Origin of the sequence: Methylocystis sp. (assembly GCF_050246715.1) — a bacterium.
Classification (GTDB): Bacteria; Pseudomonadota; Alphaproteobacteria; order Rhizobiales; family Beijerinckiaceae; genus Methylocystis.
Window position 1 is genome coordinate 1 of sequence record NZ_JBFWVN010000035.1, and the last position, 23,307, is coordinate 23,307.

A 23,307-nucleotide genomic window follows, 5' to 3' on the forward strand; every position below is an offset into this window, starting at 1 on the left:
CAACTTCCGCCGCCTGCTCGCATGGCTGGCGCTTCTGTGGGCCTTGTTCCTGAGCGTCCTCGACGACGCCAACGCCTCAAATCGCCGACTAATCGCCGCTTAAATCGCGTTCTTCACGGGCGACGAAGCCGCCTATTCTTAACTTCACGCTTCTTGACGCCTATAGCTTGGCTTATCGCTCTTGTTGGCGCAGTCGAACGAAAGCCATTCATTCAACGATGCGACCGCTTTTTCGGGGATCGCACCCCGCCCGCGTCCGCAGGACCTTTGGGCGACGCGCTCGTCGGGCGATGCGGCGGCGACTCCGGAGTGGGCTGTAGCGGCGATTGCATGCGCTCTCCGTTCAGCCCGGTTGCGCCGCTGTCTGACCGAGGCGGAAGGCGCTCGTCAATGCGTTGCGCCATATAGGGAAAGAACGGGTTCGACGACATGCGCAGTAGCGCGTCGAGACTGACGATCAACGTTCCGCGCTCGCCGCGTGGCGCCAGCGAACCCAAGTGAACGCCAAAATCCTCGGTTTGATCGGGCGTAAGTCCATAAAGAGAGTCACTGAGCGGAAAGGGCAATGCGACATGCGAGAGCGAGAACACGCCCTTAGGGTACTGGAGCCCCAGCAGTTGATTCCGCTCCGCCGTCGAACTCGCTTCGACGACGCGCTCCACCGCATCGTCGGTTCCTTCGCCGGCATTCGTCACGATCGTCAACCGGTAGGTTCTGACGCCTGGGGGCACGATCCGTGAGAGCGCGGCTTCGGCAGAGGGGCGAAGCAGCGGACCGAATTTGACGTTGCGGTTCACGTCGAACAAGACGAGTTCGCTTCCGTTCGCGGGCACATGATCATAAAGCCCGGAAAGAACGGCTTGAGTGCTGACCGTGAAATCCATGACGGATTGGAACGTCAGAATTGGCGGCAGCGCGGTCAGCCGCCTCTCTCGTCGCGCCAGCGACATTTGGGCTCCAAGCGCATCCGTGAGGCGATAGGACTGGCGCGCGCCATTCACGGGAAAAGAATTATACTTAAACGGATTGAACTCGGGCAGCACACTCAGCCAGGCCGCTTTCGCGAAGGCGGGAAGCAACGCCGGCAGACCCGCCAGGCCGGCAAAACGCGCAAACCTTGTAATGCCCACCATCGGCGAGATCAGGATGAGACGATCGACCCGAGCGAGACGATTATTCTCGATGGCGTCGAGCGTGTATTTCAGGGCGAGCGATCCGCCATTCGAGAATCCGACGATATGCAAAGGAACTGGTTCAGGCGCGCGTCGCCGCGCCTCCCTCACGGCGAGACGCGTCGCAGCCAACCATGTTGTCCATTCCACGTCGGTCAGCGCCCCCGGAACCGTGCCGTGTGCGGGCAGTCTGATCGCGACCGCAACGAACCCACGATCGCGGTAGCGCGACGCAATGTGGCGTAAGCTGTACGGAGAATCGGTCAATCCGTGCAGGAGAACGACTGCGCCGACCGGCAGTCCTACGGGTTCGAGAAGATATGACCGGTTCCAATCCTGCGAAAAGCGGCGCGGATAGACCGGACTGCCCTCAAAGTAACGATTGAAGGGAACCTGCTCCTCCGGCGTTAGCTGCTGGCTGACGTTGACGCGCAGCGAGTCGAATATTTTCGCTTCCGCCTCAAGATAGGCCTGCCAGTCGGCGGAATCGATTTCTTTCGCGCTCAATTCTTGCGGCACATATGTATGCCAGACGTCAAGCGGCAACCCGCGCTGAGAGTTGTAGATGCGCACGGCGAGAAACGTGACGACGAGCAGGCTCAGCAAGATCACGAGCCATTTGACTGTCTTGAGCGCCATGCCCAGCATCGTCTGTCCTTGGCTGATACGAAAAATCGCGCGCCGGAGTCTGTTTGGCGCGCAAAAGCTGCTTGCTCAAATAGGCCCGCCCACGCAAACTATAATTCATTCGAACCTGGCCTACCGGATAAATCGATCCGGCGTTTGGGAAAAAGGCGCAAGCGCTCTTTAGTTATGGCGGACATTCGAATTGATTGATCGCTGACGCAGAGGTGGGGCCTTGCGGTGATGACGCGCGACACAGTTCTTGTGGATCTCGCCTTGCAAGGCGGCGGCGCCCATGGCGCGTTCACTTGGGGCGTTCTAGACCGCCTGCTTGAAGAGCCCTGGCTTCAGATTGAAGGGATATCGGGCACATCGGCCGGCGCGATGAACGCTGCGGCGCTGATCAGCGGCTATGTCGATAATGGCGCAGAAGGCGCCCGAGAGGCTCTTGAACTTTTCTGGCGGCGCGTATCGCTGGCGGCGCGGTTCAGTCCGTTGCAACGCAATCCTGTCGACGTCTTGATGGGTCGTTGGACGCTGGATGCTTCGCCTTTCTTCGTCGCGACCGACATCATGTCGCGTCTGTTTTCGCCTTATGATCTTAATCCGAAGGGCGTCAATCCACTACGCGATATTCTGGCGGAAACCGTTAATTTTGAGCGGCTTGCGGGCGCGCGGATTAAGCTTTTCGTCACCGCCACATGCGTATCGACCGGCCGCGCGCGCGTATTCAGGAACGCGGATGTAACGCCGGAAGCGCTACTTGCTTCGGCCTGCCTGCCGACCATGTTTCAGGCCGTCGAAATCGACGGCGAAGCCTATTGGGACGGCGGCTATTCCGGCAATCCGACGATCACGCCGCTCGTTCGCGAGTGCGAGTCGACTGATACGATCCTCGTCCAGATCAATCCCATCGAACGCAAGCACACGCCACGGTCGGCGACCGAAATATTGAACCGCCTCAACGAAGTGTCGTTCAATGCGGTTTTGCTCAAAGAACTGCGCATTATCGCCTTGTTGCGCCGCGCCGCCAATCCCGGAGACAAGGAGGGCTCACGCTGGGCTGGGATGCGCATCCACCGGATTTCGACGGAGATGATGACGCAGCTAACCGCATCATCCAAGTTGATCGCAGAGTGGGATTTTCTCTGCATGTTGCGCGACGAGGGTCGCCGATCGGCGCAAGCGTTCCTCGATCGTCATGAGCGCGACGTCGGCGTCCACTCGACTCTTGACCTTGACGCGTTGTTCGAAGGGATTTGACCCGATGGGACTTGCGGGAATTCTTGCCGCGCTCGGCGGAATCGTCTGGTTCGCCTGTCGCGGCTGACTCCGCTTGCCGTATGCGGCGGCGGGCTCAACGAAGTCTATCTCGATAGCGTAATGATCGTGATCGTCGGCGCGCCTATCGCCCGCTGATCGCCAATGACGCCGTGATCGCCCTAGGTTCCGATCAAGCAAGCTTTGCGAGCGGGGCGCGCGGAATCTGGCAAGAAACCGTCCGCGCGCCTTGTTCGAGTCGTCCGTGCTTACTGCGCCGGCGTCTCCGGCGTCTCCGGAGCGGCCGACTTCGCCGGTCCAGTGCGGCGGACCCGCGCGACTCGGCGATGGCGCCGCGACCCTCTGGCATGGCTGCGCGGACGCGGGGAGCGCGGCTGGTGATGGAAGGTGGTGAACTGCCGCTCTTGCGCGTCGGCCTCGTCCGGAACCAGCGCCGCGATCGGCGCCGCGACCGCCGTTGCAAAAAGCGCGGTCAGCAGCGAGCGACGCGAGAGCTGTGAATTTTCGTCAAAACTTTCAGTAGTCATCATTTCCCTCCCAATGTTCTTGTCACACTGCAATTTCGCATATCCAAGAACCCTTCGCAATTGCCGCCGGATCCCGTGAACTCCTTCTGTTTGTTGCCTTTGAGGCGCTTTCCAAGGCCTGATTGCGTCAGTATTTTTCCGGCACGAACCGCAACCCTTCGAGCGATGCGAGATCGTCGTACGCGCGCTCCACTAAACGTTTCGGAAGCTTGGCCATTTCGCGTTCGACCTTTTCATAGGGGATGGACTCGAGCAGATGGCTTATGCAGTTGAGGCGCGCGCGCCGCTTGTCGTCCGAGCGGACAATATGCCAGGGAGCGAACTTCGTATCAGTGGCCTTGAACATCATGTCTCTCGCCTGCGAATAGTCGTACCATCTGCTTCGCGAACACAAGTCCATGGGACTGAGCTTCCATTGACGCAAAGGATCGTCGATGCGCGCCTCGAAACGGCGCTTCTGCTCCTCTTCACCCACCTCCAGCCAATATTTGATGAGCAGAATGCCATCGTCGACAATGAAAAGTTCGAACTCGGGACAGATCTCGAGGAACCGACGATGCTGCGCCTCAGTGCAAAACCCCATGACATATTCGACGCCGGCTCGGTTGTACCAGCTGCGATCGAAAATCACGATTTCGCCCGCCGCCGGGAACAGAGACACGTAGCGCTGGAGATACAATTGCGTCTGTTCGCGATCGGATGGCGCCGGCAGCGCCATGACTCGGAAAACGCGATGGCTCACTCTTTCGGTGATCGCCTTGATGACGCCCCCTTTGCCGGCGGCGTCGCGCCCCTCGAAGACCACGACCACACGTTGGCCGGTCGCCTTCACCCAATCCTGAAGGGCGCAGAGCTCCACCTGCAGTTCCCGTAACGCCGCCTCATATTTCTTGCGCTTCATCGGCGTTTCGCTTTTTTCATCCATCTTCTATCTTCCGCCGGAATGGACCCATCTCGCGGCACGGCTCAACGACTCGATCCAGCGCCGAGCAGAGAGTGATGAATGTGGCCGCGCGGGAGCATCCGCGTGCGAGACCTTTCAAAACTTCGGAGAGTCGTTTGATTCCACAGAGAAAAAGATTGAACCCGTCCAAGATCGTGATCGCTTAGCCAGCGTCTACGCTGGCGTCCCCAATGTTGTAGGCCGAGCTATTTAGGAAACAAGCGATGCTCCGCCGCCAGTGACGCGACGATCTTCAAGCGTCGAGCGGAATGGGGCGATGGGCGCTTCTTAACTCTACTGGGGTGTGGCGATCGGACAAGATCGCGCTAGTTCGATAGGCGGGAGGATCAGGCAAGTGACCGATCGAGACGCCGCTCAAACTCCAGCTTGGCATGCGATTGGCGTCGACGAAATCCTGCGTCGCCTCGATAGCGATCCATCGAAAGGGCTCTCCTCCGACGAGGCGGCGCGGCGTCTTAAGCAATACGGTCCGAATCGATTGCCGGAAGGCTCCAAGCGCGGGCCGCTGATGCGCTTCCTGCTGCAGTTCGACAATATCCTTGTCTATGTCCTGCTCGCCGCCGGCTTCATCAAGTTGATGCTCGGGCTCTGGCTCGACGCGTCGATTATCACCGGCGTCGTCGTCATCAACGCGCTGCTCGGCTTCCTCCAGGAGGGCAAGGCCGAGAAGGCGCTCGATTCGATCCGCAACATGCTCTCATCTGAAGCTCGAGCATTGCGCGACGGCGAAATCCGCGTTGTCCCTGCGGAGGAACTCGTTCCGGGCGATATCGCGCTCCTCGAGTCGGGCGACCGCATACCGGCGGACCTTCGGCTCATAGAAGTGAAAAACCTGCGAACGGACGAAGCCGCCCTGACAGGGGAGTCGGTGCCGGCCGACAAGTCGACGAACCTGACGCCGGAAAATTCGACGGTCGGAGACCGAGAGAACATGGCCTTCTCAGGCACTCTGGTTGTCTCGGGTCGCGCGGTCGGTGTCGTCGTCGGCGCCGGCGCTCAGACAGAACTTGGCCGCATCAATCAGATGCTCGCTGCGGTCAATGTGCTTGAAACCCCTTTGCTGCGCCAGATCAAGGAGTTCGGCTATACGATCGCGAAAGTGATCGGCGTCATCAGCATCTTAATCTTCGCCTATGGGCGATGGGTGCGCGACTTGTCGTTCGTCGAAGCGTTTCAGGCCGTGGTCGGCATCGCCGTTTCCGTCATCCCCGAAGGTTTTCCTGCGCTGATCACAATCACGATGGCGATCGGGGTGCAGCGGATGGCGCAGCGCCACGCCATCATCCGTCGCCTTCCCGCAGTGGAAACGCTTGGATCGATATCGAGAATTTGCTCCGACAAGACCGGCACGCTGACTCTCATGGAGATGATGGTCGCTTCGGCCGTCAGCGCAAATTCCGAATATCACGTCACGGGAGACGGCTACGCGAGCGAGGGCGAGGTGCTGCTCGACGGCAGGCCGGCGGGCGAAAGCCTTGTCCTCAAGCGCATGGCGATGGTGTCGACGCTTTGCAACGACTCGGAGTTGCGCCAGTCGGACGGCGTCTGGAAAGTCGAAGGCGACCCGACCGAGGCCGCGCTTTATCCCTTCGCCGCCAAACTTGGGTTCGACCGGCAAGCCGAACGAGCAGGGCGACGCCGGGTCGACGCAATACCCTTCGAGTCCGAACACAAGTTCATGGCGACGTTGCATGAGGACCCGGGCGGTAGCCGCATGCTTCTCGTCAAGGGAGCGCCGGAAGTCATTCTTGCGCACTGCAGCCGGCAAGAAACAGAAAGCGGTCCCGCGCCGCTGGCGCACGATTATTGGGCGCAGGCGTCGGACCGGCTGGCGGCGCAAGGCGAGCGCGTGCTCGGATTGGCTTGGCTCCCAGATCCGCGCTTCGCCACAACGAACCTTGCGCCCCAGGATTTGCCCCGCGAACTTATTCTATTGGGCTTGGTGGGACTGATCGACCCGCCGCGCAAGGAAGCCGTCGAGGCGGTGGCCGAATGCCATAACGGCGGCATTCGGGTGACGATGATCACTGGCGACCACAAGATCACGGCGGCGGCCATCGCCAAAATGCTCGGCATTGGCGACGGAAGAACCGCAGTCGCCGGCGTCGAAATCGAAGAAATGAACGACGGCGCGCTTCAGGAGACGGTGCGCAATGTTGACGTTTTCGCGCGCGCCAGCCCCGAGCACAAATTGCGACTGGTAAAAGCGATACAGGCGAACGGTCAGGTCGTGGCGATGACTGGCGACGGCGTGAACGACGCGCCGGCGCTCAAGCGCGCCGATATTGGCGTGGCGATGGGCATCAAAGGCACCGAGGTCACGAAGGAAGCGGCTGCGATGGTGCTCGCCGACGACAATTTTGCGTCGATCACGGCCGCGGTCCGCGAAGGGCGGACGGTATACAACAATATCGAGAAAGCCCTTCTGTTCATGTTGCCGACCAATGTCGCCCAGGCGCTGGTTATTCTTGTCGCGATCGTCGTCGGCTTCACCTTGCCGATCACGGCTCCGCAAATCCTGTGGGTCAACATGGTGACGTCGGTGGCGCTCGGACTCGTCATCTCCTTTGAGCCCCATGAGCTCGACGTGATGCAGCGTCCTCCGCGCGCCGTGTCTCGGCCGATACTTAACGGCTTCGCGATATGGCGGGTGATCTTCGTTGGTCTGGCGTTGCTTATCCTCACCCTATGGGCATTTTTCTGGATGAAGTCGCAGGACGCCGCCGATGAGCTTGCGCGCGCCGTTGCGGTCAATGCGCTGGTCATCGGCCAGATTTTCTATCTGTTCAATAGCCGCTTTAAGACGGATTCATCGCTTTCGATCGCCGCGCATCTCGGCAATCGTTATGTGCCGCTCGGCGTCGGCGCCGTTGTCCTCCTCCAACTTCTGTTCACATATGCGCCGCCACTCCAGCAGCTGTTCGGCGTGGCCGCGATTCCCCTGGATGTTTGGCCGTGGCTGTTTCTAGGCGGCTTTGTGTTCTTCCTTATCGTCGAGGCTGAAAAGTTCGTTATTCGCGCCTATCGGTCCATGCATCCTCCACCGCCCAGCGCTGAACCGCTAGCCAAGGGCGTACCGCTGGATATCCAACACGTCGTCGCGCAAGGCCCGTCGCGCCTCGATTCCGGGAGGTCGGGCAAATGGCAGGCGCTGCTGGGCGGGCTCGCGGTTTTGGCGCTCGTCGGCGGAGAAGTCTATTCGTTTTTGCATCGCGGCGGCGCCGATCAATATGCGACTGAAGAGATCAGCACGAGCGATGTGACCCGCGAGGAGGCAGCAGCGGAGAAAACCGATGCGCTGGTTCCGGTGAATTTCGGTGCGCGCGTATCAGGGCGGATAGCGGCGTTATTCTGCGAGCGTGACGCCAAGATCAAAGCGGGCCAGGTCTGCGGCAGAATCGACCCGCAGCCTTTTGAGGCCGCGATTGAGCGCGAAAAGGCGGCTCTAGCGAAAGCTCTGCTGCAGCGTGACAGGAGCGCAAGCGCGCTCTTGCGCGCCCAAAAGGATTTCGAGCGCAAAGAAAAACTGAAACCGCGCAGAGCCGGATCTCGCGCGGCGCTCGATAGGTCTCGCGCCAATTATGAAAGCGCCAAGGCGCGGGCCGCCGCAGACGAAGCTGAAGTCGCGCAAATCAAGGATGCGCTTTCAACCGCGCAGAACGATCTCGCGCTGACCGACATCGTGTCGCCGATCGACGGGACCGTGATTTCGCGCAGCGGCGAAATTGGCCAGCTCGTCGTGGTCGATCAAGAGCCTGCGCTGTTCGTCATAGCGCCAGATTCAGTCGCCCCACGGGAATAGGACCAGTTGAAATCATTACTGCATTGCGGCGCGCCGCTGACGAGTCCAGTTGGATTAATGAAAAGGCAAAGCGATGAGTGACCAAATGACGCATGTCGACGCGGATGAAGCACATTCGCGAAAGCCGAAAACGGGACAACTGCTCAGTAAGCTGCCCTATCTCATTGTGCTCGTTCTGGCGATGCTCGGCGTGGCCTACATCAGCATCACCGGCCGCCCGCTTTACGGATATTGGGAGGTCCTCGGCCTCGCGGTTGGCGTCGCATGCGTCGTCATCGGCTGGCGTCAAACAGACGACGGAAGCGCGCGCAGGCGTATTGTCGTCACGCAAGTTCTGCATTGGGGGGCGTTCCTCATCGCGATGAATATACTTCTGTGGCCGTCGGTAAACACATTCCTGAATGGCCCGGCGACAGGGCTTGCGCTCATGCTGCTTCTCGCGCTCGGCACATTTGTCGCTGGAATTCATGTCTCGAGCGACATCGCGCTTCTTGGGATCGCATTGGCCTTGACGGTGCCGGCGATCGCCTGGCTCAAGAAGTCGGCGCTGTTGCTCGTCCTTGTTGGGCTAGTGGTTGGCGGGTTGGCTATATTGTTCCGGCCGCAATCGTCAAGAACGATTTCATGAAGCAGCTTTTCCAAGATTCTGAAGCCGGGCAATGCGGCCCTGTTTCTCTTGATCAAGAGGAATCCCGGCGACAAGGTGCTGGAAGCGGCGAAGGGCTCAAAGAGCGAGCCCCAGAGCCGGAAGCGTCGGTCGCCGCCGTCCGTCGTGACCCTGAACGTCGATAGTCACTTAACGACCGGCCGACTCTCCGGCATTGTGCGATAATGCGTCGTCATATTGCGGGAGTATTGGCTAAGCCTTTTCGCGGCCTTTCGCGCGGCGCAGAGGCGCTTATAATCTCCGTAGGGAGCAGTCCGAGCACGTTATGAAGATCAACTTTCTAGGCAAGAGCATCGATCAGAGCGACTTCGCGTCCCGGGCCGCCATCGTGGCGATGATAGCTGCTACGACCCTCGCCGCCGCTATCGTCCTCTGGAAGCTGACGGACCTTCTTCCCGCCGTTTTCGTCACGATTCTCATTGCGCTCGCCTGGCGCGGCGCGGCCGAGCAAGTCTCGGGGCGCATCGGCCTTTCGCCGGGCTTATCACTCGCCATCGTCGCGCTCGCCTCACTCGCTACCATCGTTCTGGCGCTGATGCTGTTCGGCGGCCAACTCGTTCGCCAATATGACGAGATCGCCCTCGATGTTCCCGCTGCGATCGGTTTGATCGAGCGCATTGTGGAAGAGCATCCGTGGGCTCGTTTCGTCGAGAAATTCCTCATTCATGTCGACTTCTCCAAAATGACGACTCCTGTCGTCCAGCAGTTTGGCGCACTTCTCGGCTCCCTCGGCAATGGATTGGCCTATGGGATTTTCGCCATTCTTGGCGCCGCTTATCTCGCCGCTGATCCAAAGCGATATGAGGCCGGGCTGCTCGCCCTGACGCCTGCGTCGAGACAGACTGACATGACTCTATTTCTCGAGCGTTCCTCCGGCGCCTTGCGACAGTGGCTCTACATCCAGCTCTATGTCGTCGGCATGAACGCGCTTTTTGCGGGCGCGGCGCTGTGGGCCTTCGGCGTTCCAGCGCCGCTGGCGCTTGCTACGATCAGCGGCGCTTTAGCGTTTGTTCCTTACTTCGGCTCGATCATCGCAATGATTGTCGGCGTGCTCGTCGCATTGCCCCACGGGCTGGACAGCGCGGGCTTCGCAGCGCTTGCGATCGGCGCTGCAAGTTTCGTCGAAGGCTATTTGATCACTCCCTATCTGCAGAGCCGCACGCTAATGGTGCCGCCGGTCGTGCTGCTTTTTTTCATGCTCGCCTTCGGCTTACTGTTCGGGACAATGGGAGTCGTGTTGGCGGTGCCGGCGACAGTCGTGCTGTCGATCGCCTATGGCGTCTTGGCTGAGACAGGTCAGCGCTGAAATTCTAATCCGACGATGATTTTGTCTCACAGGCCACTGGGAGCGGGGGAATCGCCAGGCGAGACAGACGCTTATCTCACGCCGACAATTTCATACTCCGTTCGGCGTACGCATAGGAATGGAAGTGGCAAGGCCAGAGCAAAAAGTTTCTGGTGATATTCAAGCGTCACTGTCTTACCAGCCGGAATGGCGTCTAACTGCTTTCTAATTTCGGGGTCGGGCGCCGAAAAATTGAACGTGTTATCAAATTCCTGGTTGCGTGAACGTGCATTGTTCGATCTCGAAAAATTGGGAAGCGCCAAGTGGCCTTCGGCTGTGCGACATGCGACGCCTCTCGTCGAAAGTTTACTGAGGACGCCGGTTCGGGCGCCTACCGAGTAGTTGAAACCATTCAACAAGGCTAGCGCTCCGAAAAATAGCAGCACAAAAATGATCAGCCACATCACTATCTTAAGTTTTCCGTTGAGGCGCCGCTTAGCGGACGTCGGGTGCGTCGAAGCCATAAGACTTATCCCTAGCTGCTCGCCGTTAAATTTTTCGTGGCGTTCCCGCTAAGTCAAAAATAGCGGGTTTGAGATTATTTGCGCGCTATGGCGGTCGCCACATTGATCGCGACTCACAACCCATCTGGAGAGATCGGCGGACTGAGTCAAGTCGACGATATCATCGAACTTCAAGACGTTTTGTGACCGATCTCGATCGATTCTCCGATCGCAGATCATGCGCTATCTGCCGAAGCCTCCGGTCGACGTCGAGTATCCGAGGCGCTTGGGTAGCGCATCTCATTCACTACCGAGCCTTGACTTTCGCGGCCCACCTCCGAATTTGATGCGTAGTGGAGAGATGCTTAAGCGATCGCGCTTAAGTATAAAGGGGAGTGCGCCGCTATGCGTTTTGACCTCAAAACTCATTTGTTTGCTGCCGTTTGCGCTTCAGTATTATTTGCGTCGACGCCCTCGAACGCAACGGTTTTGTCGAGCGCCGCAAATCTCAATATTGATGGGCAGTTTGCCTCCAGCTTGGTGCAGAAGACGACGCTCCACCCGCCGGCAGGAACCAAATGCATCAAATGGACTCGGACCTGGAATAGACGGCATGGCGTTGCGCGGCGCCGATGTGTCCAATGGCGGTAAAGGCCAATTTGGACGAGATCAAGAAAGGGCGCGATCGGACCGTGTAACCAAAGCGGAACGAAGAATTTTCTGACAGTGGCATGCGTGAAGCATGCAGAAGCCCGTACGGAATTTGATCTCGATAGCCGTCGGCCTTGTTCGCCTAGCGCTCCAATCGAGCGGTTTTCGAGGCCGACGTTCTCGAGCGATCTATAGGATTGGGAGCCGATGATGGCGACCCTCGCGCGTTTCACGCACGACAGTCTCAAGACGTCGACCCCTAGACCGCTTTACGGCCCCGCGCCGGGCGGAACGGTCACGCCGCCGCTGGGCGCGGTCGAACTTGCAAAGTGAGTTCAATCGTCCTGCTAGCGTTGGAGTTGTTCCCGGGAGAGATGCTGCGCGAAGCGTCCGCGCACGACTCGCCTCGGCCTTTGACATGGCGGCCAATCCGGGATGACCTGCACCACCTGGCGCCGCATTCCCTGCAGACAACGGGCCGCGTCTTCGAAAGATCGACAAAGACGAAGCCGGCGGGCGCTCCGTCCGTTTCGAAGGGGATATCAAATCCGTTCTGAACTTATGGTGAACCTACAACGGCCACCCAAGAAAAGACCCTTGTCTTTTCGCACATCAACTTATTCATTTTTCTTCAAAAATGGTCGGAGTGGCGGGATTCGAACCCACGACCCCTTGTCCCCCAGACAAGTGCGCTAACCGGGCTGCGCTACACTCCGACTGGCGCCGTTATAGTGAGGCGGCGCGGCGCTGGCAACGCCGGCTATTGCTTGGTCAGCCTGAGCAGGCGCTTGCATTCTTCCAGTTCTGCAAGCGCCTCGCGCAGCAGGCGCGCTTCGCGCTCGGCCAGGTGGCGAGGCTCGGCGCGACTCCCTGGCGGCGCCAGAGGCGGGTGGAGGTCCGCGATTGCAGCCGCATCGTCCCGCTCGCTGGTTTCAACCTGATCGTGCACATGCTCGGGCAGGTCATAGGCATCACCGCGCTCGTCTCTCGCGCCGGTCGGGAAGGGCAGGGGCGGCGCGCCGACCGGCGGCTCCCCCTCTTGCCGGCGCCCGGCGCCGGCGATGACCGCTTCCACCCCATTTTCCTTGAGGATGCGCTGTACGCCCCGGATCGTATAGCCTTCATCGTAGAGCAGACGCCGGATCGCGACGACGAGATCGATGTCGCGCTGACGGTAGAAGCGCCGCCCGCCCGCGCGCTTTAAGGGGCTGATCTGCCTGAAGCGCGTTTCCCAGAAGCGCAGCACATGCGCGGGAAGGTCGAGGCTCGCCGCGACCTCGCCAATCGTGCGCATCGCTTCTTCAGTCCTGGCCACCTGATTCCTCGACTCAAGGCAAGCTATTCATACATCCGTCACAGCGCTCTTTTCAGCCCAAAATCGGGCCGTCTTACGGGCGCTGGTCGCAAGGTGTGGACAAGCGGGCGCCCCATCCCTTAACTGGCCGCCGTCTTTCGGCTCAAAACCCTCGGCGTCTCATGGAAGAATGGCTGCACTTCCCCCATCCGGTCCCGGCGATCAAACACCATGTCACGGAAGAAAGCGCGATTGCGGTGCGCAACTGGCTGTGGGTCGTCGCAGCGCTGGTTTTTCTGATGGTCGTGGTCGGCGGCGCGACGCGGCTGACCGAATCGGGCCTCTCGATCGTGCAGTGGAAGCCGGTCACCGGCGCGCTGCCGCCGCTGTCGCAGCAGGAGTGGCAGGAGGCCTTCGAGGAATACAAGCAGATTCCGCAATATAAGGAACTGTTCCCGAGCATGGACCTTGCCGGGTTCAAATATATCTACGCCTGGGAATGGGCGCATCGCCTACTCGGGCGCCTGATCGGCGTGGTTTTCGCCGTGCCGCTGATCTGGTTTTGGGCCAGGGGCCGATTGCCGGGCTCGGTGAAGCCGAAGCTCCTCGGCATTCTGGCGCTTGGCGGGCTGCAGGGCGGCGTCGGCTGGTGGATGGTGGCTTCGGGCCTCGTAAATCGAATCGAGGTGGCGCAGGAGCGCCTTGCGATTCACCTGCTGCTGGCGGCGCTGATCTTTTCCGCCTGTCTATGGGTCGCCGGCGGCCTGGGTCCGCGCGCCATCTCGCTCGTGCATGAGGGCGCCGGCCGGTTGAAGGCGATCGCGCTGACGATTCTCGCCGTGGTCTTTTTGCAGATTTTCGTTGGCGGACTGGTCGCCGGACTGCGGGCGGGGCTCATCGACAACACTTGGCCGTTGATGGACGGCGCCTTCATTCCGCCGGCGGACGTCTTGTGGAAATTGGAGCCGGTCTGGAAGAATCTCGTCGACAATCCGGTCACCGTCCAATTCTTCCATCGGATGATCGCCTATCTGATTTTTGCTTTGGCGCTTGGGCATCTCGTCGACGCCTGGATGAATGCGGAAGGGCGCGCGCGACGCGGCGCCGGAATCCTGTTCGGCCATGTACTCATGCAGATCGCGCTCGGCATCGCGACTTTGGTGTTGGTCGAACCGCCCTTCGCCGGCGCGCCGCATCTGGGGCTTGCGCTCGCGCATCAGGCGATCGGCATGGCGGTGCTGGCGGTCGCGACGCTGCAGGCGCGACGCCTCGCGCGAGACGCGGTTATGCATTGAGGCGGCGACGTGCAGAATTTTCCCATTCTCAATCTTCCCGGCCCGGAATTTCTCAATGTCTTCGGGCTCGTGGTCATCATCGTGCTGGCGGCCGTTTATCTGTGCATCCGTTTTGCGGATCGCACCGATCGCCGCCCGCCGCCGCCGGTGCCGCAAAGCCCTGATGCAATGGAGGTCGCCTTCCTGCAGGGCGGCGTCAATCAGATCATTCGAACGCTGATCTACGATCTCGCGCAGCGCGGCTTTGTCGCGCTCGCGCCAAAGGATCATGTGATCCCCACGGAAAAGCAGCCGCAGCCGGGAGAAGTCTCCGCGATGGAGGCGGTTTTGCTTGACGCCGTGCAGGCGAGGCCGAAAGCTCATGAGCTATTCGAAAATCGCAGCTTGCGGCTGCAACTGCTGAAACAACTCGCGCCGATCCGCGCCAAACTCGCCGCGGAAGACTTGATCAAGCCCGAGTCGGTAAAGATATGGCGCCACCGCGCGCAGATTGGCGGAACCATGATTATCGTCAGCCTGGCGCTGGCGAAAATCTACGTCGAATGGGCGAAGGGCCTGGGGAACGTCGCCTATCTGGTCTTTCTCGCGGCCGCCTCCGTCGCGGCGCTGTTCGCGCTCGCCTATGTGCTGACGCGCGTCCACGCAAGCCGCCGCGGCCACGCCTATCTCGACGCGACGCGGCTCGCCTACGCTGATCGACTTAAGACGGCGCTGGCGCATATCGGCTCGCCGGGGCCGGAAGCGCGCGCCTTTCAAGGCGCATCGCTGTTTCTCATCGGCCTTTACGGCTTTTCGGTTCTGAAAGGCACGACCGAGGCGATCTTCGCCGAATCGTTCAAACGCGGCTCGGGGAGCGGCGGCAGCAGCTGCGGGTCGAGCTGCGGCGGCAGTTGTGGCGACGGCGGAGCGAGCGATTGTGGCGGCGGCGATTGACGCGCCGTCTTCCGCTTTTTCGCAGCGGACACTGGGCTCCGGCCTAGGCTATCGCCCGCAATTTCGCGCCGATCTTTTCGCTCATCGAGATAAAGTCGATTTTCTCGAGATCATCGCCGATCACTATCTCGATGCGTCGCGTGAAAAGCTCGACGAACTCGACCTTCTAAAGTCGCACTTTCCGCTCGTCACGCATGGACTCGATCTCTCAATCGGCAGCGCGGAAGGTCTCGACCCGCGTTATCTTGACAAGGTCGCGGCGCTGATCGAACGCATCGATCCGCCCTGGTGGAGCGAGCATCTATGCTTCACCCGCGCCGGCGGCGTCAGCATCGGCCATCTTGCGTCGCTGCCCTATACGCAGGAGGCGATCGACGTCGTCGTGCGCAATGTCGAAGCCGTGCGAAGACGCATCAAGACGCCATTGATCCTGGAAAACATTACCTGCGTCGTTCGGGTTCCGGGCGCGGAAATGGAGGAAGCGGAATTCCTGTCGCGCATATTTGATGCGACAGGATGCGGCTGGCTGTGCGATGTCGCCAACATGCATGTGAACGCGATGAATTTCGGCGTCGATCTCGATTCAGAATTCGAGCGCTGGCCGTGGGACCGGCTCGTGCAAATTCACTATGCCGGCGGGCGCGCGCGCGACGGCGTGCTGATCGACAGCCATGACGCGGCGACGAGCGATGCGGTTTGGACGCTCTATGATCGTGTTGTCGCGCGCACGCCGGTCAAGGGCGTCGTTCTCGAGCGCGACGAAAAAATTCCGCCGTTCTCCGACCTCATCGATGAAGTGGCGCGCGCGCGCGCGACGCTCTTGGAACATGGCCGATGGCGCTAGTCGATACCCAGGCGCTGCTCGCGCGCCTCTTTACAGATGATGAGCTGCGCAGCGAATTTTTCGAGGCGCCGGTCGGCGTTGCGTCTCGCTTCGGTGTCAGCGCGGATGAAGCTCATCGCCTCGCCTCGCTCGATCGGCGCGAAACGGAAGCCTTTGCGCAGAGCCTTATCGGCAAGCGCGCGCTCTATGCGCGCAGGGCGCTGCCGCTCACCGCGCGCGCATTGGGCGATCGGTTTGATTCGCTTCTGCGGAAAGCGATCCGCGGGCGCGAGAGCGGCGGAAAACGCCGCACAGACGCGGCGGCGCTTGTCGCGCTTCTCGAAAAGAAACTTGCGCAGCGCGAGTTGACGCCGGCTTGGATCGTCGATCTGGCGCGTTTCGAACTCGCGTTCATCGAGGCGGGCGGTTCCGGCCCGGCGCTTTTTCTTCGGCGATTCGACTTTGACGTCGCGTCAATCGCAACGTCTCTCGCCAGAGGCGAAGCGGTCAACGCTCTTTGTCGAAGAGCATTCGGCGTTTGGGCGCGCCCGCCGCGCGGCAGGCTGCGCTGGCGGCTTTTCAGGAGCTAAGCGCGACGAAACGCTTCGGACCTTTCGGCGTGGCGCCGATCGGCGACGACATTGATCATGCGTTCGGCGCCTCGGTCCCTCGCGTCCTGGCTTTGAGTCTTCGCGAGGTCTTCGCTGGCTTCCTTATGCTGCGCCTCGGCCTCATCGAGCTGCCCGCTCAGTTCGTTGATAGACGCGAGAATATTATCGCGCCGCGCGCGCGCCGCCCTTGCATAGGTCGGATAGGCGAAATGGTTGAGGTCGCTGATGTTGGCGCGCCGCTCTTCCTGGCCGATTTCGCGTTCCAGCTCATTCGCCATGCGCGTGAATTCGGCGATCATCCCATTGAGCTGGATAACACGCCGGCGTTTTTCCTCGGTCTGAAACCGCTTCAGACGGACAAGCGTATCCCGCGACTTCATGCGACAAGCTCCGTTGCGCGAATTATGCGAAACAAATTCTTAACTCCGCGAGACGGGGCTTAATATGCCGCGCGGAAGTTGCTCGTTTGTTACCGGATTTGAATTTTTCGCAGGCTGTGGCCGCCGCGCCGCAGCGACGCTTTATCTCGTACGGAAACCGGGTGAATCGTTTGGCTGTCATTCAAGATGCGCGCAATGCGCGCGATCGGGAATCCAGCGCAAGATCAGCATTCTTGGGTTGGCTCTGGATTCCCGGTCAGGCCTTCGGCCTGCCGGGAATGACACGGCCCAAGCTAACGGATCAGCGGGGCCTTATATCGAGCAAGGGACCAGATTTGCCGACGCAGGCTGTCGCGGAGGCTTTGTGTTGACGCCCACTCTTACGCTACGCCGGCTCCTTGGCGCGCGCCGTTGACGCCGGGGCGCCGCCGTAACGGCGGTAGATGAAGTCCGGCGCGGGCGCCTGAGATTCGACTTCGGCGAAGGCGGCGAAGCGCGCGTGGTCCGGCGAGAGTTGGCAGGCGGGATCCGTCGCCGACGCGTCTCCGGCGATCGCGAAAGCCTGACAGCGGCAACCGCCGAAATCGATGTCGCGGCGATCGCAAGACCGACAGGGCTCCTTCATCCATTCCACGCCACGGAACGCGTTGAAGGCCGACCCGTTTCGCCATATCTCGGCAAGCGGCTTCTCGCGAACGTCGTCGAAGGTCAATCCTGGCAATGTTTGCGCGGAGTGGCAGGGCAGAGCCTTGCCTGACGGCGTCACCGCCACGATCGAGCGGCCCCAGCCGCCCGTACAGGCCTTCGGTCGCGTCGCGTAATGGTCGTGAATCACGAAATCGAAATTCAGCACGCCGGCGAGACGCTTCTTCGCCGCGTCAACAATTGCGACAGTTTCTAAAAAGACGTCGCGCGTCGGAATGAGCGCGGCGCGGTTCGCCTGCGCCCAGGCGTAATATTGAATATGCGCAATCTCGATGCGCTGCGCGTCGACCTCGACGGCGAAATCGATGATCTGCGGCAGACGCGCGATGTTCTGCCGATGCATCGGCGCGTTGATGGTCAGTCCCATGCCGAATTCGCGTGTCCATCGCGCCACGTCGCGCTTTTTTTCGACGCCGCCTTGAAAGGCGGAGATGCGGTCGGCGCTCTCGGGAACGACATCCTGTATCGAGACTTGCACATGATCGAGGCCGATCTCGGCGAGACGCTGCAATCGCTCTCTTGTCAGAAGCACGGCGGAGGTGATGAGATTGGTGTAAAGTCCGGCGTCGACGGCATGCGCGAGTATCTCTTCAAGATCGCGTCGCACAGTTGGTTCGCCGCCGGAAAGATGCAGCTGCAACGCGCCGATCGTCGCCGCCTGACGGAATGTTTCGCCCCATTCTTTAGCGGCGAGTTCCGCGTTCGAGCGCTCAAGCTCCAGCGGATTGGAACAATAGGGACATTGCAGTGGACAGCGATGGGTGAGTTCGGCGAGCAACCCTGCGGGTCCACCGGCAAATGGCGCGATCGAGGCGGTGAAGACGGAAGGCTTTGGCGCAGCAAATTCATCCCGTCCATCGCGTAGTAGCCGCTTGTCGGCGAGCCCTTGGAGCAAGCCGGTCACGTCTCGCGTGATGACGTCAAGCGGCGCCGCATATTGGTCGGCGAGCCGTGCACAAAGATCAGCGACGCGCGTCGCGCCGTCGATCGCACGTAGAACGATGAGCCCGATCTGATCGAGTTCATAGGCGCGCTCGGGCGCGAGAATAACCGTGCGCGAACGCGCGCGGTCTTCGTGCAGCCGCGCGTAACGCGTGAAGGCCGGACGCGAGTCGGGGCCAATCACGAACCGCGCGGCATGCGCCTCAGACATTCATTTCTCCTGGCCACCATGCGCCGGGCGGGATCAGAGCAGGCGTGACATAGGCGTGATGTAAGGCGTCAAGCTGCGCCCACAAGACGTCGCATTTGAACCGCACGGCGCCGACGCAGGCCTCCTGTTCGGCGCGAGTCTTCGCATTGTCGAGCACGAAGCAGAGCGCGAATTCAGAATCGCGCGGCGCTTGGCTCAGCCGGCGCTTGAAATAGGCCATTACCTGGTCGTCGACGAAGTCGTAATTTTCGAGCATGCCGGCGATGCGTTCGCGATGGATCGACGGCGCGAAGAGTTCCGTCAGCGAAGACGCGACCGCGACCGTGAGCGGCTGCTCGACGACAAAGCGCACATAGGCTTCGACCGCGAATTTCGTCGCGGGCAGGGCGCCGCGGCGAGAGGTTACGTAATCGCGGGTAAAGCCGAGCGCGTCGGTGAGCACGAGCCAGCGTTCGATGCCGCCGCCTTCCTCGCCAAGACCGTCGTGATCATGGATGCGATGGATCCATTCGCGGCGCAGTTCGCGGTCGTGGACGCGGCTCATGAAGGCGGCGTCTTTGCGTGGCACCGCCTCCTGGTAGCAATAGCGGTTGAGCGCCCAGGCGGCGACCTGTTCCTTATTGAGCTTGCCGCCATGCAGCAGCTTATGAAATTCGTGCTTGTCGTGATAGCGCTCGGCGCCGACGGCGCGGATCGCGGCTTCGAATTCGTCGCGGGGGAGCGGCGCGGCCTCGCGCCAATCGATGGCTACGATCTCATTCACAGGCTGACCTCCATCCCATCCTCGGCGATTTCCCAGCCGGCCGCCTGGGCGATCGCATATTCTTCCGAGAACTCGTTGAGAAGCGGATTAGAATTGTTGATGTGCACGTAGATTTTGCGCTTCACATTGAGCGGCGCGAAGGCGGCGATGGAGCCATCGTCGCCGCTCACATTGATATGACCCATGCGCGAACCGGTCTTGCCGAGCAGGCCTTGCTCGATCATCTCGTTTTCTTGAAACAGCGTGCCGTCGAAGAAAACCAGCTTGGCGTCGCGAAGCCGATCGGCGAGCGGCGCGTCCACCGTTGCGCAGCCGGGAATGTAAAAAAATGAGTCGCCGGTCGCGGCTTCGATGATTTCCAAGCCGAGCGTGTCGCCTGCGCTTGTTCCGAAGTTCGGCGCATTGGCGTTTTCGAGATAGAGCGCGATCTTACCCGGAACCGGAAAGGCGCGGATCGCGAGTCCCAGATCGAGGCCGGCGCCTTTTGTCTCAACCGCTTCGTCCATGTGGAGTTCAATGCGCGGCACGAGCGGAGTCTGCAGTATCGTGAAAATCGGGTTGGCGCCGAGCGCGTCGAGAACGCGCCCAGCAGCGTAAAGGCTGAAAGGCTGCGCTTCGCGCATGTTGAGAAGGCCGGCGACGTGATCGACGTCGCCATTGGTCAGCGCCACCGCCTTGATCGGGCTCGCGCGCAGACCATCGTCAGCATCTGGCGCAAGCTCGGTCGCGGACGAGATTTGCTGACGCAGGTCGGGAGAGGCGTTGAGCAGAAGCCAGTCAGCGCCATTGGCGCTGACCGCGAGCGACGACTGGGTCCGCGGTTTGAATCCCGGCGTTCCCGCGCGGACGGCGCGGCAATTGCCGCAATTGCAGTTCCATTGCGGGAAGCCGCCGCCGGCGCCCGACCCTAAAACCTTAATTTCCATTGGCCTTTCCGACATGGCGGGCGCGCCGCGAGGTCGGGTCTCCCTTACGTTGTTTTTCTGGCACTATGCGCAGGCGCGCGGCTTTCGCGCAAGTGCGACCGATTTGCGCGGCCCCATGAAATTATGAGACTTTTTCCCTATTGAGACGGGCGTCTCGCCCCGGTTTCGACGCTTTCTCAGGGCAAAGAAGATGAGGAAGGGGCCGAGGCCTCACATCGAAGCGCGTCCTGTCTTCGACAGGCGCCGGATCGAGCCAATCAATTTGCGCAACCTTTGGATGAACATGGTCACGCGCTTATGCGCGCTGTTGCTCGCCGCGTCGCTTGCCGGATGCGTGTCGGACGGCATGCGCATGGTCGACGGCCATGTCAACAATGCGGTTTCGTTCGTCGCGGGACCCGAAGGCGAGCCAGCGAATGTCGCCCTTTTTGTCGCGTCGACCCGGCGCTCGGAAGGCGCGGCGGATGACGGGCGCGCACATTTTTCGCTGACCTCGATCGGCGTGCCGCTAAATCATCGCGCCGGAAATGTCGAACGGCCGAGCTTTGGCGGCGCGGATCGACGGCGACATTTCACCGTGTTGTCGAAGCGCAATATGGATGAGCAGGAATTCCGCGACGAGGTCGCCTCTCATGTCTCCGGCCGCATCGGCAATTCGCGCGACGTGCTGCTTTTCGTGCATGGCTTCAATACGAGCGCCGAGGACGCGCGTTATCGGCTGGCGCAGATCGTCGCCGACGGACGCTTCTCCGGGGTTCCCGCGCTCTTTATTTGGAATTCCCGAGGCGGACTGTTCAATTATGAGTCGGACAAGGAAGCGGCGACGGTCTCGCGCGACGCGCTCGAAAAGCTCCTCGTCGATCTGTCGCACACGCCGGGCGTCGGACGAATCCATGTGCTCGCCCATTCGATGGGCGCGTGGCTGACGATGGAGACGCTGCGTGGCGTCGCGCAGTCAGGCCATTCCGACCTCGACGGGAAGCTCGGCGAAGTCATGCTCGCGGCGCCGGACATCGATCTCAATGTTTTCCGGCAGCAGGTCGCGCGCGTCGATCCTCGGCATGTATCGGTCTTCGTGGCGAATAATGATCGCGCGCTGTCGCTCTCGTCGCGCATCGCCGGCGACCGTCCGCGTTTGGGCGCGATGAACCCGACCAATCCGGAAGACCGGGCGGAGCTCGATCGCCTTGGAGTCGCCGTGCATGATATTTCGTCCTTCTCGACTGACTTTGTCGGCCATGACGCCTTCGCCGAAGCGCCCGACGTGGTGCGAACCATCGGCGCGCAACTGACCGCGCCGCGGCCGGCCGAGGCGGACACCCAGGCCGTCATCGACGCGAATGGCGGAACCGCCGCCACCGCCGGGCCGCCGCCGCTCAATCAAAAGGTCGAGACACAGCCGTTGGCGCCGCTGGCGGCGAGGTGAGCTTGCTTTCAAAGTGATTATTCCATATTTTCTTACGCTATGAGCATCGATGTTACTTAGGTATGAAAATGTCGGAAACCGCCACTCTCTCCGTTAAATTTCAAATCTCGATCCCAAAAGCAGTTCGTGAAGCGCGAAAATGGAAGGCTGGCCAGGAGTTCGCCTTCATCCCTAAAGGGTCTGGCGTGCTCTTAGTTCCAGTTCCTGAGCGCGATCAGCTTGCGGGGATTGCAAAGGGAGCGAAGCCAAAAAATTACCGTGATCGCGAAGATCGCTTTTGATGCGGCTCGTCGATACTTCGGCGTGGATTGAATGGCTGATTGGCTCGCCCACGGGAAAGTCCCTTGCGTCGGCGATTCCTTCGCGCGACGAGTGGCTTGTTCCGACGATCGTTCAGCTCGAACTCTTCAAATGGATGAGCCGCGAGGCGGACGAAGATAGGGCAGAGCAGGTGATTGCTTTCACGCAACTTTGCAGTGTGGCTACGCTTGATACGAAAATTACTCTCACGGCTGCAGAGTTATGTTCCAAACATCGCCTGGCGACCGCCGACGCAATCGTCTACGCCACGTCACTAGAACACGGAGCCGACGTTTTGACATGCGACGCGCACTTCAAGAATTTGCCGGGCGTCCTCTATGTCGCCAAAGCCAAGTCACTGTGACTACCGCGCCTGTGACGCCTCTGTCGGCGTCGCCTTCTCTGCCTCGGCCTTCGCCAGCCTGTTATAGCGCCGCACGCTGAGCGGAATCGCGGCGAGGAAAGCGACGCTCAGCACGGCGAGCAGCTCCATCGGGTAGATCGCCAGCAGCAGCGCCGTGACGCCAACGCCGAACAATACGGGAATGACCAGATCGCGCGGGATGCGGCCAATCTTCTTGCCGGAAAAATGCGGAATGCGGCTCGCCATCAAAAAGGCGATGCCCAGCACATAGACGATATAGAAGGGCGTCAGCGCCTTGGACGCCGGCAGCTCCAAAACCGAAAAATGCAGGTAGAGCGGCAATAACACCGTGACAGCGCCGGCGGGCGCCGGCATGCCGACGAAGAATTCGGCCTGCCAGGCGGGCTTGGTCGGGTCGTCGATCGTCACATTGAAGCGCGCCAGACGCAGCGCGCAGGCGATGGCGAAGACCAGCACGGCGAACCAGCCGAGGCCTTTGATTTCATGCAGCGTCCAGAGATACAGCAGCAGGCCGGGCGCGACGCCGAAATCGACGAAATCGGACAGCGAGTCGAGCTCCGCGCCGAAGCGCGAGGTGCCCTTGATGGCGCGCGCAAGGCGCCCGTCCAGCCCGTCGAGCACCGCCGCCGCCATTACCGCGGTGACCGCCGTCTCGAACCGTCCTTCAATGCCGTAGCGGATTGCGGTCAGCCCCATCGACAGCGCGAGCAGCGTGACGAGATTGGGCAGAACGATGCGCAGCGGAATATTGCGGAATCGCAGCCGACGCCGTTCCGAGGGCGTCAGCGAGCCCTCTTGCGCGTCATGCCCGGAGAAGAACGGATCGGCCATGTCGTT

21 protein-coding genes and 1 tRNA gene are annotated in these 23,307 nt (G+C 60.8%); 12 read left to right on the forward strand and 10 right to left on the reverse strand.

The genetic code is table 11. From position 1 onward, the window contains the following. Positions 1-212: 212 nt before the first annotated feature. Positions 213-1,820, reverse strand: a complete 1,608-nt coding sequence (locus AB7I51_RS11735; RefSeq protein WP_428404461.1) for an alpha/beta hydrolase — start codon at positions 1,818-1,820, stop codon at positions 213-215. Between the two features lie 219 nt (positions 1,821-2,039). Between AB7I51_RS11735 and AB7I51_RS11740 the strand changes: the two genes are divergently transcribed. Further along, the gene (locus AB7I51_RS11740) at positions 2,040-3,059 is read left to right on the forward strand and encodes a patatin-like phospholipase family protein (RefSeq protein ID WP_428404460.1); all 1,020 of its coding nucleotides are present in this window, start codon (positions 2,040-2,042) and stop codon (positions 3,057-3,059) included. A gap of 266 nt (positions 3,060-3,325) precedes the next feature. Here AB7I51_RS11740 and AB7I51_RS11745 read toward each other — a convergent pair whose 3' ends face one another. Both AB7I51_RS11745 and ppk2 read right to left on the reverse strand, forming a co-directional pair. Continuing rightward, positions 3,326-3,607 (reverse strand): hypothetical protein, encoded by a 282-nt coding sequence (locus AB7I51_RS11745; RefSeq protein ID WP_428404459.1) that lies wholly within the window; start codon positions 3,605-3,607, stop codon positions 3,326-3,328. Positions 3,608-3,731: 124 nt separating this feature from the next. Further along, complete coding sequence (ppk2, locus tag AB7I51_RS11750; protein WP_428404458.1) at positions 3,732-4,529, reverse strand: polyphosphate kinase 2; 798 nt, start codon at positions 4,527-4,529, stop codon at positions 3,732-3,734. 373 nt (positions 4,530-4,902) lie between these two features. Here ppk2 and AB7I51_RS11755 point away from each other — a divergent pair, with 373 nt between their 5' ends. The 4 genes from AB7I51_RS11755 to AB7I51_RS11770 all read left to right on the forward strand — a co-directional run bounded on the left by AB7I51_RS11755 (position 4,903) and on the right by AB7I51_RS11770 (position 11,809). Next, positions 4,903-8,370: an HAD-IC family P-type ATPase gene (locus AB7I51_RS11755; protein ID WP_428404457.1), complete on the forward strand. Its 3,468-nt coding sequence runs from the start codon at positions 4,903-4,905 to the stop codon at positions 8,368-8,370. An 85-nt stretch (positions 8,371-8,455) separates the two neighbouring features. Then, on the forward strand, positions 8,456-8,998 hold the full coding sequence (locus AB7I51_RS11760; RefSeq protein ID WP_428404456.1) for a hypothetical protein: 543 nt from the start codon (positions 8,456-8,458) through the stop codon (positions 8,996-8,998). Positions 8,999-9,302: 304 nt separating this feature from the next. Continuing rightward, positions 9,303-10,343, forward strand: coding sequence for an AI-2E family transporter (locus AB7I51_RS11765; protein WP_428404455.1), 1,041 nt, complete (start codon positions 9,303-9,305; stop codon positions 10,341-10,343). 1,340 nt (positions 10,344-11,683) lie between these two features. Then, a complete protein-coding gene (locus AB7I51_RS11770) occupies positions 11,684-11,809 on the forward strand; it encodes a hypothetical protein (protein ID WP_428404454.1) in 126 nt (41 codons plus the stop codon). A 305-nt stretch (positions 11,810-12,114) separates the two neighbouring features. Here the strand turns inward: AB7I51_RS11770 and AB7I51_RS11775 are convergent. Together AB7I51_RS11775 and AB7I51_RS11780 are read right to left on the reverse strand one after the other, a co-directional pair. Continuing rightward, positions 12,115-12,192, reverse strand: a tRNA-Pro gene (locus AB7I51_RS11775). 44 nt (positions 12,193-12,236) lie between these two features. After that, positions 12,237-12,791 (reverse strand): MerR family transcriptional regulator, encoded by a 555-nt coding sequence (locus AB7I51_RS11780; protein WP_428404453.1) that lies wholly within the window; start codon positions 12,789-12,791, stop codon positions 12,237-12,239. Positions 12,792-12,952: 161 nt separating this feature from the next. Here AB7I51_RS11780 and AB7I51_RS11785 point away from each other — a divergent pair, with 161 nt between their 5' ends. The 4 genes from AB7I51_RS11785 to AB7I51_RS11800 are packed head-to-tail and all read left to right on the forward strand — an operon-like array spanning position 12,953 to position 16,411. Further along, a complete protein-coding gene (locus tag AB7I51_RS11785; protein WP_428404452.1) occupies positions 12,953-14,065 on the forward strand; it encodes a COX15/CtaA family protein in 1,113 nt (370 codons plus the stop codon). A gap of 9 nt (positions 14,066-14,074) precedes the next feature. Further along, entirely contained in the window at positions 14,075-14,998 is a 924-nt protein-coding gene (locus AB7I51_RS11790; RefSeq protein WP_428404451.1) for a TIGR04222 domain-containing membrane protein, read from the forward strand. Next, on the forward strand, positions 14,982-15,842 hold the full coding sequence (locus tag AB7I51_RS11795) for a DUF692 domain-containing protein (protein WP_428404450.1): 861 nt from the start codon (positions 14,982-14,984) through the stop codon (positions 15,840-15,842). Before AB7I51_RS11790 ends, AB7I51_RS11795 begins: the two co-directional genes overlap by 17 nt. Then, positions 15,833-16,411, forward strand: coding sequence for a hypothetical protein (locus tag AB7I51_RS11800; protein WP_428404449.1), 579 nt, complete (start codon positions 15,833-15,835; stop codon positions 16,409-16,411). Before AB7I51_RS11795 ends, AB7I51_RS11800 begins: the two co-directional genes overlap by 10 nt. Here AB7I51_RS11800 and AB7I51_RS11805 read toward each other — a convergent pair. The 4 genes from AB7I51_RS11805 to pqqB form a co-directional block, all read right to left on the reverse strand. Then, positions 16,408-16,812 carry a flagellar export protein FliJ gene (locus AB7I51_RS11805; RefSeq protein ID WP_428404448.1) on the reverse strand — a complete coding sequence of 135 codons (405 nt, stop codon included), beginning with the start codon at positions 16,810-16,812 and terminating at the stop codon, positions 16,408-16,410. The genes AB7I51_RS11800 and AB7I51_RS11805 overlap by 4 nt on opposite strands. Before the next feature lie 385 nt (positions 16,813-17,197). After that, on the reverse strand, positions 17,198-18,670 hold the full coding sequence (gene pqqE, locus AB7I51_RS11810) for a pyrroloquinoline quinone biosynthesis protein PqqE (protein WP_428404447.1): 1,473 nt from the start codon (positions 18,668-18,670) through the stop codon (positions 17,198-17,200). Beyond that, entirely contained in the window at positions 18,663-19,433 is a 771-nt protein-coding gene (gene pqqC / locus AB7I51_RS11815) for a pyrroloquinoline-quinone synthase PqqC (RefSeq protein WP_428404446.1), read from the reverse strand. The genes pqqE and pqqC overlap by 8 nt, the downstream gene beginning before the upstream one ends. Next, positions 19,430-20,359: a pyrroloquinoline quinone biosynthesis protein PqqB gene (gene pqqB / locus AB7I51_RS11820; RefSeq protein WP_428404445.1), complete on the reverse strand. Its 930-nt coding sequence runs from the start codon at positions 20,357-20,359 to the stop codon at positions 19,430-19,432. The genes pqqC and pqqB overlap by 4 nt, the downstream gene beginning before the upstream one ends. A 283-nt stretch (positions 20,360-20,642) precedes the next feature. On the opposite strand from pqqB, the gene AB7I51_RS11825 reads away from it, so the two are divergent. The 3 genes from AB7I51_RS11825 to AB7I51_RS11835 all read left to right on the forward strand — a co-directional run bounded on the left by AB7I51_RS11825 (position 20,643) and on the right by AB7I51_RS11835 (position 22,449). Next, entirely contained in the window at positions 20,643-21,785 is a 1,143-nt protein-coding gene (locus tag AB7I51_RS11825; protein ID WP_428404444.1) for an alpha/beta hydrolase, read from the forward strand. Between the two features lie 62 nt (positions 21,786-21,847). After that, positions 21,848-22,066 carry an AbrB/MazE/SpoVT family DNA-binding domain-containing protein gene (locus AB7I51_RS11830; protein WP_428404443.1) on the forward strand — a complete coding sequence of 73 codons (219 nt, stop codon included), beginning with the start codon at positions 21,848-21,850 and terminating at the stop codon, positions 22,064-22,066. Next, entirely contained in the window at positions 22,066-22,449 is a 384-nt protein-coding gene (locus tag AB7I51_RS11835) for a type II toxin-antitoxin system VapC family toxin (RefSeq protein ID WP_428404442.1), read from the forward strand. The genes AB7I51_RS11830 and AB7I51_RS11835 overlap by 1 nt, the downstream gene beginning before the upstream one ends. Here the strand turns inward: AB7I51_RS11835 and AB7I51_RS11840 are convergent, their stop codons facing one another. Next, positions 22,450-23,301, reverse strand: coding sequence for a CDP-alcohol phosphatidyltransferase family protein (locus AB7I51_RS11840; RefSeq protein ID WP_428404464.1), 852 nt, complete (start codon positions 23,299-23,301; stop codon positions 22,450-22,452). Positions 23,302-23,307: the final 6 nt, after the last annotated feature.